The following is an 11,525-nucleotide window of genomic DNA, read 5'->3' as shown; positions in this document are numbered from 1 at the left end:
GGGATTCCCGGTGTCAAGGGCGATGCGTTTCGGCGGGTGGCCGTCCCGCCCAGTGTTCCGAGGGGCGGCGTCCCGACCCAGGCCAGCATCCTTACGATCACGTCGAACGGGACGCGCACCTCGCCGGTGAAGCGCGGCACGTGGATCATGAAGACCCTGCTCGGGGCTGATCCAGGGCTGCCCATCGCCAATGCCGGTGAGATCGCCGCGCGGGTTCCGGGCATCGAGAAAGCGACGGTTCGCAAGCGCCTCGAAATCCACCGCACCCGGCCACAGTGTGCCCGCTGCCACAGCCGCATCGACCCACTTGGGTTCTCCCTCGAAAACTTCGACGCGTCGGGGGCGTGGCGCGAGCGCGAGGGCTTTGGCTACAAGGGCCGTGTCGAGCAGAACGACCCGCGGATCGACGCCAGCTCGCAGCTCCCCGATGGCACCAAGATCACCGGCGTGGACGGCCTCCAAGACGCGCTCCTCGCCCGCAGCGACGACTTCCTCACCTGCCTCTCCACCAAGCTCCTGACGTTTGCCCTCGGCCGCGAACTGAGCATCGCCGACCGGCCCCTGGTTCAAAGCGCTGTCGGCCACATGAAAGAGCGTAAGAATACCCTGCGCTCCCTGATCGAATACACCGTCACCTCGGAGGCATTTCGCACCAAATGAATCGACGATTTGTTCTACGCGCCGCAGGCGCAAGTTTATTGTTACCGATGCTCGATGCGATGTTGCCACGCCGGACAACAGCACAGGGTGGCTTCCAGCCGTGGGAAAGATGCGATGTCAAGCACCCGCGCCTGATCTGCTGCTACATCCCCAACGGGGTCAATATCGCCGAGTGGGTGCCCAAAGACGCGGGGGAGAGCTACACCCTCTCCCCGACACTCCAGGCACTGGCAAGCATTCGGAGCGAGTTCACGGTTCTCTCAGGGCTAGGCCATCCCCAGTCCGAGGGCGGGCACTCGGGAGCGGACACGTGGCTGACGGGCGCGAACCTCAAGAGCAAGCCCGGCTCGGACTACAATAACTCGATCTCCATGGACCAGATGATCGCCGCGGCACACGCCAAGGCGACCCGCTACCCCTCGCTCCAGCTCTCGGATATGTCGGGGACGGGCAGCGCGGGGCACTCGCACACGCTCTCGTTTGATCGCAATGGGACGCCGCTGCCCTCCGAAAACTCCCCCCGACGGCTTTTCGAGCGCCTCTTTGTGCCCGAGAACGCCGCCGACCGGGCCGCTGCGCTCCGACGCTACACCCAGCGCCGCTCGATTCTCGATGAGATCTCTGCCGAGGCCAAGGCACTCGATAAAAAACTCGGCACCGATGACAAGAAAAAGCTCGATGAGTACTACACCTCGGTGCGGGAGACGGAGCAGCTGGTCGGGCGCTTGCAAGGCTGGATCGATGTCCCTAAGCCCAAAGTCTCGGAGGCGGGCCTCGGCCTGAACATGCAGCCTGGCAACGCGCATGACCGGCCCATGTGGCTGGATGTCATGCTCCAGCTCAGCTATCTTTCGTTTGTGACCGACACGACACGCGTCATTACCTTTGAGTGGTCGCGCGAGGCAGGTGGCTTTGGCGGCGGCGGCGAGAACCACCACGAGCTCTCGCACCACGATGGCAGCCCCGAAAAACTCAAAAAGCTCGCCGAGATCGACAAGTTTCACCTCAGCCGCTTAGAGCGCTTTGTAAAACTACTCGCCGCCACGCAAGAGGCGGAGAGCCGGATGCTGGATCGGACCATGATCGTCTTTGGCTCAGGGATGAACTCGGGCACGGGCACGGGAGATCACTCACCGAAAAACTTGCCCCTACTTCTGGCAGGAGGAAAGGCACTGGGGCTTAAGCACGGACGGCACCTCGCCTTTGACCAAGACAAGCACCCCCCCCTCTCTAATGTGCTCCTTACCCTGCTACAAAAGTCGGGGGTGGAGACCGAAAAATTCAGCGACTCGACCGGAACGCTGGGATAGGTTACAATAGAGCCAACAGATGAGCCACTCCACTTGGCGTACCAAGAATCCGCTGGTCTCGTTCCGCCATGCGGTTGAGGGACTCGGCCATGCTTTTCGCACCCAGCGGAACATGCGCTTCCACATCCTCACGTTTTTAGCTGTCTTCTTAGCGGGCCTGATTCTACGCCTGCCACGGGTGGAGATGCTGGCCCTAGTATTCTGCGCCGCGCTGGTGATGATCACAGAGATGTTTAACACCGCCATTGAGGCGACTGTGGACATGATCACCCAAAGCTACCACCCCGCCGCTAAGTTCATCAAAGATGTTGCCGCAGGAGCCGTCTTGATCTCCGCCATTACGGCAGTTCTTGTCGGGGGAGTGGTGTTTTGGGGAGCGGTTCACCTCAATACACTCTCTATCCGCCTAGTTCAGCCCCCCACTGTCCCTGTCTTTCTGGGGGCATTTGTCCTGCTCCTCCTGACTGTGTTTCTGGGCAAGATCGCCGGGCGCAAGGGCTCGCTTCTCCAGGGCGGTGTCATCTCGGGGCACTCCGCGATTGCGTTTTATATCGCAGGAGTCATTGTCTTTCTCGTCCCTCAACCAGCGGTTGGGCTGCTGGCTCTTGGGCTGGCGGCTCTCGTGGCACAGTCCCGTGTTGAGACCAAGATCCACACGCTTCGGGAGGTCGTTGCCGGGGCGGTCATTGCCCTCACTCTGGCCGCTCTGGTGCTCCAAGTCCCTCAGTGGCTGGGCTTTCATCTGCCCACGACGCAGCTGCCCGTCTGGGCACCGTCTCCACAACCCTCACAAAAATAACCTATGGACCCTGATAGTTTACCTCTCGCCTTTTTACTCGCCAGCAGCTTGCTGGTGCTTCTCCTGATCCTGCTCATGGGCGCTTTTTCCATGGCAGAAGCTGCCCTTCTCTCGCTCCGCTCCACACGGGTCGAGCAGCTCGTCGAAGAAAGTCGGCGAGGAGCGAGGGCCGTTCAGGCACTCTTAGAAAACCAGCCCCGCATGATCGCCACCACCCAAGTGGGCATGACGATCTGTGGGTTTACGGCAGCAGCCGTCGCCGCGACCGTGCTCGCGCACCCGCTCGTTCCAACCGTCCGGCACCTGATCGTCAGTCCCAACTACGCTCGAATCGTTGCCTCCGCGGTCATCACCATCCCGATTGCACTCCTGGCGATGGCACTCGGGGGGATGCTCCCCAAGTCCCTGGCACTTCAAGCGCCCGATTACTGGGCCATGCGCCTCGCTCCGTTTGTGCGCGGGTGCATGCCCCTTTTCACGCCGTTCTCCGGGCTGATTCTGGGGCTGGTGCGGATTGTGGCACCGCAGGCACGCTTCGAGTCGCCGATGATGACCCGCGAGGAGTTCGAAAAATTCGTGGACGACCAGGGCAAGGGGGGTGGCATTGACGAAGGCGAGGAGGAGATTATCAAGAATATTATCGAGATCTCCGAGACGGAGGTGCGAGAGGTCATGACCCCGCGTGTGGACATGGCCGCTGTCGCGATCACCGCTCCCCCCGAAAAAGTCGTCGAGCTGATTCTCTCGTCGGGACACTCACGCATCCCGGTCTATGCCAACACAATTGACAATGTGGTGGGCATTCTGCATGCCAAGGACCTGCTCAAGCTCTTTGCCAGCACGGACCGCCAGGTGAGCCTGGGCAAGCTCATGCGCCCCCCGTATTTTGTCCCCGAGACCCGCCGCGTCTCCGATCTCTTAGAGACTATGCGCCACTCACATCATCAGCTCGCCATTGTGCAAGATGAGTACGCGGGCACGGCGGGGATCGTGACCATTGAGGACGTTTTAGAGGAGATCGTCGGGGAGATCCAGGACGAGTACGACACCGATGAGCCCGAGATCACCGTCCTCTCGCCCACCGAAACTCTCGTAGACAGCCGCCTGAGCCTGGATGACATCAACGAACGCCTCGGCACCACGCTAGAGCACGAGGACTATACCACCATTGGCGGCTTCGTCTTTGGGATCCTCGGCCACGAACCCACGGTAGGAGAGCGCGTCCTCGCGGAGGGTGTCGAGCTGGTGGTCGAGACCCTGGAAGGCAGGCGCATCAAGACCCTCCGCGCCATCCGCCTCCCTGAGTTCCCTAAAAACGGAGCAGAGAGCTAAAACGCCATTGGAAACGACTCTGTAGCCGCCTCGTTTTCGCGCTCTTCGTCAAAGAGCCGGATGAGCGCCTGCTCGATCATCTTCACCCCGAACTGTCCTCTGGCATGCCGTCGCACCTTGCCATCTTTGTCAAAGAGAAAGTACGTCGGCCACGCGTCCACCTTCAGCTCATCGCCGATAGAGTGATCGTTGTCGAAGATCAGCTTCTCGGTAATGCCAAGCTCTTTGGCCACTTCGAGCACTTTAGCCTCGTCAAGATCAAATTCCCCCATAGGCCGATGCACCGCGACTACCTCCAAACCCTTCGGCCCATATTCATCTCGCAATTTTTGCAAATGTGGCATATTCGCATGACAAGAAGGACAGGACTTTGACCAAAAATACACCAAACCAACATTATTTTCAGTTAAAATATGCATAAAAAATCCCAGCATTAACATCAAACAAATAAAGCATCTGAACACGTATTAAAGATGTCCAGATGCTTCAAAAATACCCTTTCGACTAGAGGAAACTATAGAGTATATAACCGTAACTGAATCAAAGATTATTATTTTTTAGTTTGTCTAATTGCCGAGAAGCGATTCTCACTTTTATTTTTAAATCACATTCGTCAATGATTTTTTGAAAATAGACTTTCGCTTTTTCATATTCCCTATTCTCTTTCAGATTAAAAGCCAGTAGTTGCATCGCATCAAAACATTTAGGATCAGCATCAACAGCTCTTTGATAATGAACAATTTTCTCTTCAACTGATTTAGCTTCAGAGCCCAGAATCATTTCCCTATTAACGATCTTAGCCGTCTCAGGATCTAGACTGTCATGTAGTTTCTGCGCACGTAGCCTTGCAACATCAGCCGTACCATGATCGGTAGAAGAAATAGTATTAAGTGTCTCAATTTCTTCACCATAGGCAATTTTTATACTACGCGCATCTAAATTATTCTTCACAACTACAGCAGCAGTCGCAACACCAGCGACACATGCCCCCCAAAAAACCTTATTTGTATTCATTCAGACCTCTATTCTTCACTAATATTACTTACAAATACGATCAAGACAATCATCAAGTTTCCCATTACAGAAGCTACGAGCATCCGCATCAGAATATCCTTGAGCTTTATATCTATCTACACATGTATCGTATTGATTCCTACAACATCCTTCACAATCATTAATAGTTTTATCACAATTTAGTGCAGGCCATTTACCAGGCACTACATCTGGGGTGATATTCTCTTCAGGCTCTTCTATTTCATTCGTAGTACACACAGTGCAAAACCACCAAGAAGTACCACTTCCAGTCACATTACATTTACATTTAGACCCTGTAGGAACATCTATTGCAAGTGCATTAGCGACACCAGCATTGCTTAGTTCTTTTGCAACTTGCTGAGCAACTTTATGATCTTTCGTGCGGCGTTGCATCTCTTTTCCGACTTTACGGAGGAGTTCATCGGCGGTTAATGCGGCGATTGCGGCGGCTCCGGCTTGGAAGCCGATTCTTGCCAGGGCTTGACGACGAGAGAGCTTCTCTTTTTCAAACTGCGCTCGCTCTTCGGCGACAGTCAGCTCTACTTCTACTTTTTCTTCCAAACTATCCATTGTTATTCCTCTACCGTTTTCGTTGATTGCGCTTCCGCTTCTTTTGCTTTCAGCGCGGCTTCTTTTTTCTGAATTTCAATAACACGGGCGACAACTTGCTCGACAAGGCTGTTGGTACGGTGATGTTCCTCGATTCGGTCTATCACGGCCTGCGCAACCACATCCACAAAATCATCGCGATCTTCGATAGCCATCTACGCTCCCAAGCACACCAGAAACTTAAGTACAAAGCACTACAAACGTAACACTAATAGTACACAGTCTCGGTATGCCTTGCTTTTTTGGGATATTCCCCTCTTCCTACCTACTCTCGCGGGGAGAGGTGGCGGGGAGAGGTGGCGGGGAGAGGAAGTTGCGGTTAGTTTACCTTAATATGTCGGATAAAGTCAAGAGATTTAGGAGAGATCACAAAATAAAAAACTATTTTTTTCAGAAGCTTTTTCAAAACTCTGGCAGGCTTGTGGGAGGCGGCGATAAAATGAGGTGATATGGTCAGGATGTTCTCCAAGACGCACAGTATCGCGGCGACAAAGACGATCACTCTGGGCAATACGGAGCGTGGCTTTGATGGGGTCTATACCCGTGTCGGCTCTCATGTCGAAGATGCAAGCCAGGGCGACGAAGCAAAGATCGCCCCGTAGAGTTTTCCCCCACCCCATCCCTCCTCCGGGTGCCCTTTGGGCGTTTGGAAGGAGGGATGAGGGGGCACTAACAACGGATCAGAGAGCTAAAACGCCATTGGAAACGACTCTGTAGTCGCCTCGTTTCCGCGCTCTTCGTCAAAGAGCCGGATCAGCGCCTGCTCGATCATCTTCACCCCAAATTGCCCTCTGGCGTGCCGTCGCACCTTGCCGTCCTTGTCAAAGAGAAAATAGGTCGGCCACGCGTCTACTTTCAGCTCATCGCCAATAGAGTGGTCGTTGTCGAAGATCAGCTTCTCGGTAATGCCAAGCTCTTTGGCCACTTCCAGCACCTTGGCTTCGTCAAGATCAAACTCCCCCATAGGCCGATGCACTGCGACAACTTCCAACCCCTTCGGCCCGTACTCATCCTGAAGCCTTTGCAAATGCAGCATATTGGCATGACAAGAAGAACATGACTTTGACCAGAAATATACAAGTGAATTATTTCCAACTCGCATCAATAATTTCATAATATATCTTTCTAATGAACAACAAAACAGATCTTAGATACATATATTTTTTATTTATTTATTTTCTCAATCATATTTCTTGCATTCTTGGAATAATTACTATCACTATTCGGAATTTTAGAAAAAGCAAACAAGGCATTTTTATCCATATGAGTATCCTTATAAATTTTCCCAATAAAAAACCAAGCTTCTTGATAATCGGGTCTAATTTTCACAACTTTGTTTAGTACCATCAATGATTTTTCATAATCTTTAAATTCGTATAATTTTTTACCACGTTTAACAAGAGCATATATATCATTGGGATTCTTTAACAAAGCCTCGTCACAAAATTTCACATTGTTATATAATTCAAACAAACGCGTCCTCTCTAAAATAGCTTTTTTGTATTCACTCGAAGCGCTATTAAAATCAATCCTAGCTACAATATCAGAAGGAGTTGCCAAGTCTCGAATCTGTTCTGGAGTCAAAATATATTTAATATTCTTGTCAGAATCTGATTTACAAGAAGAAAATACTAAAAATAATAATAAAACCAAAAATCTATTCATATAAATCACTCCATCATATGGAATGGCAGACATTTACAAAATGCCTACCATTCAAAACGCAAAAACACTAACAATTTAAAACACATGCGTCAAGTGCTGATTGGCAGGCAAGTAAAGCTGCACCAATTTGCGGACAAATCCCAAGAGGTACACCATTAGAGTCAAAGCATTCTGGATAATCATTAATCAGTAACTGTTTACAACCACACATTGCATACTGACAAGCATCTTCACAGGTATGCCCTGGCCCACAATATGAATCTGCACACTGCATGCATGGCAATCCTTGTACACAAGGATATTCAAACATACAAGGATCAAAAAACTGTGCAGAAGCAACACCAGATTGTTCTAGTTCTTTTGCGACTTGCTGAGCAACTTTATTATCGCTAGCGCGGCGTTGCATCTCTTTTCCGACTTTACGGAGGAGTTCATCGGCGGTTAATGCGGCGATTGCGGCGGCTCCTGCTTGAAAGCCGATTCTCACTAGGGCTTGACGACGAGAGAGCTTTTCTTTTTCAAACTGTGCCCGCTCTTCGGCGACGGTCAGCTCTACTTCTACTTTTTCTTCCAAACTATCCATTGTTATTCCTCTATCGTTTTCGTTGATTGCGCTCCTGCTTCTTTTGCCTTCAGCGCGGATTCTTTTTTCTGAATTTCAATAACACGGGCGACAACTTGCTCGACAAGGCTGTTAGTACGGTGATGTTCCTCGATTCGGTCTATCACGGCTTGCGCAACTACATCCACAAAATCATCGCGATCTTCGATAGCCATCTACGCTCCCAAGCACACCAGAAACTATAAGTACCAAGCACTACAAACGCAACACTAATAGCACACGGTCTCGGTATGCCTTGCTTTTTTGGGATATTCCCCTCTTCCTACCTACTTTCGCGGGGAGAGGAAGTTTCGGTTAGTTTACCTTAATTTTTCGGAGAAAGTCAAGGGATTCAGGAGAGATCACAAAATAAAAAACTATTTTTTCAGGAGCTTTTTTAAAACTCTGGCAGGCTCCCTCCCTCCCTCCTCCCAGGATTGGGAGGAGGGCCGAGAGGGTACTACCGCCGGATCAGGCTTGTGATCCAGACGATGTTGCCGATGAGGCCCAGTGCTTGCCCAAAGTCAATTCCACCGCCACGGCGGCCTTCAGGGATGCGGATAATGTCACCGTCCTGTAGCTCAAGAGCCGCCTCGCTGGGCTTCTCCAGGTTGATCTTGCGGGGCTTGTCCGGGTACTTACCATCAACGGCGCGCACAAACTCGACTTCTTTGCGCTTGGCTCCCTCCATAGGCCCCGCAGTCGCCACGGCTTGATAGATCGTCACTTTGCCCAGAAGCGGAAACGCGCCTTTTCGCTCTACGCCCCCAAAGACCGTGTACTGACGCGGTTTCTCCAGACGCGGGACATAGATCTCGTCTTTGTCTTGGAGCTTGATGTCTTTATCCGCGACTCCCGCCGCGATCTCTTCGTAAGGCACCACGATTCGCAGCCCTCCTCGCATGAGATAGACATTTTTTCGGTCACCGAGCTCGCTCAGGCCACCCACAATACTAATCACCTGGCTCAGCATGGTTCCCGACGTGATCTGAATGGTCGGCTTGGTGGTATCTTTCACCTCGCCAATAATCTTAATCGTCCCTTCGGTGGGCTCACCCAGTCGCACAAAAATCCGGTCGCCATCTTCCAGAAACGGATTGACAGTCTCTGAGCTGTCCAGGCCATTACGGAACTTCTTGTAGTTGACTTTCAGAGTGGCTTTCCCGCGCAGAATCTCGACATTTTCGAGATCGGCAAGCTGCGCTGGAACGGCCTCTTCAAGCATGTCGGAGAGACGCGTTCCATCCCGCAAAACGCGCCGGCCTTGGAGCCCAATCGCACCATTGAGGCTGACTTCCCGAGCCTTGCGCCCAAAAATCTGCACCACCACATTGGGGTTCTTAAGATATTTCCCGCTCTTGAGGCGCAGCTCGATAAAGGTCGCTGCCCTAATGGTAGAGCTTCCTGCCACCAGCACCTGGCCGATCCGAGGCAGCTCAATCGTGCCATCGTCGCTGACCTTGAACTCACCTGCTCCGGTGTAGAGTGGCTCCCCCACCACCGTGACTCGTAGAATATCGTTCTTACGAATCGGCTCCGTGATAGGATCTTGTACGATCTGTCCCAGTGGCGTCTGCCCTCCGGTCGGGCCGACAGGATTTTGCTGAGCAGTGGCGGGCAGTGCACTTAGTAGTGCCAGCCCAATGATAAAGTAGGACGTTCGCATTCTTGTCTCCCTGATAATCATTCTATTTAAATCTAAATACCTGCGGAACCCCTAGCTAGGTTCCTGTGTTCTATAGTCGGAAAAAAAACGAGCAATATGAATCCTGTTAATATCACTGAAACTCAGATACTAAATGCCCTCCGCACCGTTCCTGACCCCGATCTAGGCAAAGACTTAGTCACGCTTAATATGATCAAGAACATCAAGATCTGTGAGGGAAATGTCGCCTTTGTCGTGGAGCTGACCACGCCCGCCTGCCCGATGAAAGCCAAGATTGAGGCCGACTGCCGCGCCGCTGTGGGAGCCATTGAGGGCGTTACCCATATCAAGATCGAGCTGACCGCCAACGTGGTCGCGCGGCGGCCTCAGGGCGGAAAAGTGATCCCCAAGGTCAAGCACGTGATCGCGGTGGCCTCCGGCAAGGGCGGCGTGGGTAAGTCCACCGTGACCGCCAACCTTGCCATTGCCCTCGCGCAAGCGGGCGCAAAGGTGGGCATCTTAGACGCCGATGTCTATGGCCCGACCATTCCGATGCTTTTAGGGCTCGAAGACGAAACGCTAGAGCAGATTGCGGAGCGCCAGGCCGATGGCAATGTCATCCCGAAGATCGCCCCCGCTGAGCGCCACGGGGTAAGCTGTGTCTCGGTAGGCTTTCTGGTAGAGCCGGGCCAGCCCTTGGTGATGCGTGGCCCCATGCTCGGAAAGTTCGTCAACCAGTTCATTGGCGATGTCGCCTGGGGCGAGCTAGATTACTTACTGGTGGACATGCCCCCCGGCACCGGCGACACCACGATCAGCCTGGTAGATGCAATTCCCCTCTCCGGTGCAGTGATCGTCATGACGCCGCAAGATGTCGCGGCGAGTATCGCGGTCAAGAGCCTCAAGGCGTTCCAGAAGCTCAATGTCCCCATTCTTGGGATCATCGAGAACATGGCGTATTTCATCGCCCCGGACACAGGCAACACCTACTACATCTTCGGACGTGGTGGTGGTATGGAAGCTGCGGAAGGGCTCCAGGTTCCCTTTCTGGGCCGCATCCCGCTAGAGATCGCCACCCGCGAGGCCAGCGACTGTGGCGAACCTGTACTGGTCTCCGACCCCGAGAGCATCCAAGCCAAAACCTTCCACGAGGTCGCCGGGAAGCTCGCCCAGCAGATCAGTATCCAGAGCCGCAAGTTCCGCCCGCTCAATGTGATGTAGTATTACTTAGGACAACAATGATGATTCCGTTTCTCTTAGCACTGACGCTCATGGCACAGCCGCCACGCTTTGGCCCCAACCCTGAGCTGCAAGCCAAGACCCAAGCCGACCACAAGCACCTGCTGGAGCTGCTCAAGATCGAGTCGCTGCGTCCTGGCCCCAGCGGGACGCCCACAGCGCCCAATGCCGCCAACTCCGACGAGGCCAAAGTGGGTGCCTACACGCTTCCTGATGCGCTAACGCTCAAAAACGGCAAGAAAGTTACCAACAAACGCGACTGGGAAGTGCGCAGAAAAGAGCTCTTTGAGGACTTTGACCGAGAGATGTACGGCCGTACGCCCAAAAAGACGCCCAAAGTGACCTGGGAAGTGACCGAGACGCTGAAAGAGAAAAAGGGCGAGATCGCGGTTGTGACCAAGAAGCTGGTTGGGCATGTGGACAACAAAGAGTTTCCGAGCATCAAGATCGATATCCAGCTCACCCTCACCACCCCCGAGAGCGCGACCAAGCCCGTTCCCGTCGTCCTAGAGTTTGGCTTCATCTTCCCCACCCGCCCCGCACCCAGCGGGTACCCGCCCGCCTTCGCCCCGCCCCCCGGCGCGGGCAAGAGCTGGCAGGAGCAAGTTTTAGAGAAAGGCTGGGGCTATG

The 11,525-nt window shown here is 53.4% G+C and carries 15 protein-coding genes and 1 pseudogene; 7 read left to right on the top strand and 9 right to left on the bottom strand.

Translation table 11 applies throughout. The features are described 5' to 3' along the window. From AC1XOS_RS13985 to AC1XOS_RS13970, 4 genes are all read left to right on the top strand, one after another. The coding region (locus tag AC1XOS_RS13985; protein ID WP_481962836.1) for a DUF1588 domain-containing protein at positions 1 to 660 on the top strand (660 nt) is incomplete at its 5' end. Beyond that, on the top strand, positions 657 to 1,970 hold the full coding sequence (locus tag AC1XOS_RS13980; RefSeq protein WP_481962835.1) for a DUF1552 domain-containing protein: 1,314 nt from the start codon (positions 657 to 659) through the stop codon (positions 1,968 to 1,970). The genes AC1XOS_RS13985 and AC1XOS_RS13980, both read left to right, overlap by 4 nt. A 19-nt stretch (positions 1,971 to 1,989) precedes the next feature. Next, on the top strand, positions 1,990 to 2,769 hold the full coding sequence (locus AC1XOS_RS13975; protein WP_481962834.1) for a diacylglycerol kinase: 780 nt from the start codon (positions 1,990 to 1,992) through the stop codon (positions 2,767 to 2,769). A gap of 3 nt (positions 2,770 to 2,772) precedes the next feature. Next, the gene (locus AC1XOS_RS13970) at positions 2,773 to 4,101 is read left to right on the top strand and encodes a hemolysin family protein (protein ID WP_481962833.1); all 1,329 of its coding nucleotides are present in this window, start codon (positions 2,773 to 2,775) and stop codon (positions 4,099 to 4,101) included. Here the strand turns inward: AC1XOS_RS13970 and AC1XOS_RS13965 are convergent. From AC1XOS_RS13965 to AC1XOS_RS13950, 4 genes are all read right to left on the bottom strand, one after another. Further along, complete coding sequence (locus AC1XOS_RS13965; protein ID WP_481962832.1) at positions 4,098 to 4,520, bottom strand: TlpA disulfide reductase family protein; 423 nt, start codon at positions 4,518 to 4,520, stop codon at positions 4,098 to 4,100. The genes AC1XOS_RS13970 and AC1XOS_RS13965 overlap by 4 nt on opposite strands. A gap of 121 nt (positions 4,521 to 4,641) precedes the next feature. Next, positions 4,642 to 5,115, bottom strand: a complete 474-nt coding sequence (locus AC1XOS_RS13960; protein WP_481962831.1) for a tetratricopeptide repeat protein — start codon at positions 5,113 to 5,115, stop codon at positions 4,642 to 4,644. A 24-nt stretch (positions 5,116 to 5,139) separates the two neighbouring features. Then, complete coding sequence (locus AC1XOS_RS13955; protein ID WP_481962830.1) at positions 5,140 to 5,706, bottom strand: hypothetical protein; 567 nt, start codon at positions 5,704 to 5,706, stop codon at positions 5,140 to 5,142. A 2-nt stretch (positions 5,707 to 5,708) separates the two neighbouring features. After that, positions 5,709 to 5,900, bottom strand: a complete 192-nt coding sequence (locus AC1XOS_RS13950) for a hypothetical protein (protein WP_481962829.1) — start codon at positions 5,898 to 5,900, stop codon at positions 5,709 to 5,711. Positions 5,901 to 6,194: 294 nt separating this feature from the next. On the opposite strand from AC1XOS_RS13950, the gene AC1XOS_RS13945 reads away from it, so the two are divergent. Continuing rightward, a complete protein-coding gene (locus AC1XOS_RS13945) occupies positions 6,195 to 6,347 on the top strand; it encodes a hypothetical protein (protein WP_481962828.1) in 153 nt (50 codons plus the stop codon). Positions 6,348 to 6,433: 86 nt separating this feature from the next. On the opposite strand, the gene AC1XOS_RS13940 is transcribed toward AC1XOS_RS13945, so the two are convergent. From AC1XOS_RS13940 to AC1XOS_RS13920, 5 genes are all read right to left on the bottom strand, one after another. After that, on the bottom strand, positions 6,434 to 6,847 hold the full coding sequence (locus AC1XOS_RS13940) for a TlpA family protein disulfide reductase (protein WP_481962837.1): 414 nt from the start codon (positions 6,845 to 6,847) through the stop codon (positions 6,434 to 6,436). A 62-nt stretch (positions 6,848 to 6,909) separates the two neighbouring features. Next, a complete protein-coding gene (locus tag AC1XOS_RS13935; protein ID WP_481962827.1) occupies positions 6,910 to 7,443 on the bottom strand; it encodes a tetratricopeptide repeat protein in 534 nt (177 codons plus the stop codon). A 34-nt stretch (positions 7,444 to 7,477) separates the two neighbouring features. Further along, positions 7,478 to 7,993: a hypothetical protein gene (locus AC1XOS_RS13930; RefSeq protein ID WP_481962826.1), complete on the bottom strand. Its 516-nt coding sequence runs from the start codon at positions 7,991 to 7,993 to the stop codon at positions 7,478 to 7,480. A 2-nt stretch (positions 7,994 to 7,995) separates the two neighbouring features. Next, entirely contained in the window at positions 7,996 to 8,187 is a 192-nt protein-coding gene (locus tag AC1XOS_RS13925) for a hypothetical protein (RefSeq protein WP_481962825.1), read from the bottom strand. A gap of 284 nt (positions 8,188 to 8,471) precedes the next feature. Beyond that, complete coding sequence (locus tag AC1XOS_RS13920) at positions 8,472 to 9,677, bottom strand: polysaccharide biosynthesis/export family protein (RefSeq protein WP_481962824.1); 1,206 nt, start codon at positions 9,675 to 9,677, stop codon at positions 8,472 to 8,474. Between the two features lie 96 nt (positions 9,678 to 9,773). Here AC1XOS_RS13920 and AC1XOS_RS13915 point away from each other — a divergent pair, with 96 nt between their 5' ends. Then, positions 9,774 to 10,877, top strand: coding sequence for an Mrp/NBP35 family ATP-binding protein (locus AC1XOS_RS13915; RefSeq protein WP_481962823.1), 1,104 nt, complete (start codon positions 9,774 to 9,776; stop codon positions 10,875 to 10,877). Positions 10,878 to 10,894: 17 nt separating this feature from the next. Beyond that, positions 10,895 to 11,525, top strand: a pseudogene (locus tag AC1XOS_RS13910) (acetylxylan esterase); the annotation flags it as partial.

The organism is Armatimonas sp., assembly GCF_964826245.1.
This window is presented reverse-complemented; position numbering and strand designations above follow the sequence as displayed.

What these genes read in the sequence shown, in the direction of transcription:
- AC1XOS_RS13920 (WP_481962824.1), bottom strand. Translation starts at nt 9,677, where the DNA reads ATGCGAACGTCCTACTTTATCATTGGGCTGGCACTACTAAGTGCACTG.
- AC1XOS_RS13945 (WP_481962828.1), top strand. Translation starts at nt 6,195, where the DNA reads ATGGTCAGGATGTTCTCCAAGACGCACAGTATCGCGGCGACAAAGACG.
- AC1XOS_RS13915 (WP_481962823.1), top strand. Translation starts at nt 9,774, where the DNA reads ATGAATCCTGTTAATATCACTGAAACTCAGATACTAAATGCCCTCCGC.
- AC1XOS_RS13930 (WP_481962826.1), bottom strand. Translation starts at nt 7,993, where the DNA reads ATGGATAGTTTGGAAGAAAAAGTAGAAGTAGAGCTGACCGTCGCCGAA.
- AC1XOS_RS13960 (WP_481962831.1), bottom strand. Translation starts at nt 5,115, where the DNA reads ATGAATACAAATAAGGTTTTTTGGGGGGCATGTGTCGCTGGTGTTGCG.
- AC1XOS_RS13925 (WP_481962825.1), bottom strand. Translation starts at nt 8,187, where the DNA reads ATGGCTATCGAAGATCGCGATGATTTTGTGGATGTAGTTGCGCAAGCC.
- AC1XOS_RS13980 (WP_481962835.1), top strand. Translation starts at nt 657, where the DNA reads ATGAATCGACGATTTGTTCTACGCGCCGCAGGCGCAAGTTTATTGTTA.
- AC1XOS_RS13955 (WP_481962830.1), bottom strand. Translation starts at nt 5,706, where the DNA reads ATGGATAGTTTGGAAGAAAAAGTAGAAGTAGAGCTGACTGTCGCCGAA.
- AC1XOS_RS13965 (WP_481962832.1), bottom strand. Translation starts at nt 4,520, where the DNA reads ATGCATATTTTAACTGAAAATAATGTTGGTTTGGTGTATTTTTGGTCA.
- AC1XOS_RS13940 (WP_481962837.1), bottom strand. Translation starts at nt 6,847, where the DNA reads ATGCGAGTTGGAAATAATTCACTTGTATATTTCTGGTCAAAGTCATGT.
- AC1XOS_RS13950 (WP_481962829.1), bottom strand. Translation starts at nt 5,900, where the DNA reads ATGGCTATCGAAGATCGCGATGATTTTGTGGATGTGGTTGCGCAGGCC.
- AC1XOS_RS13970 (WP_481962833.1), top strand. Translation starts at nt 2,773, where the DNA reads ATGGACCCTGATAGTTTACCTCTCGCCTTTTTACTCGCCAGCAGCTTG.
- AC1XOS_RS13935 (WP_481962827.1), bottom strand. Translation starts at nt 7,443, where the DNA reads ATGTCTGCCATTCCATATGATGGAGTGATTTATATGAATAGATTTTTG.
- AC1XOS_RS13975 (WP_481962834.1), top strand. Translation starts at nt 1,990, where the DNA reads ATGAGCCACTCCACTTGGCGTACCAAGAATCCGCTGGTCTCGTTCCGC.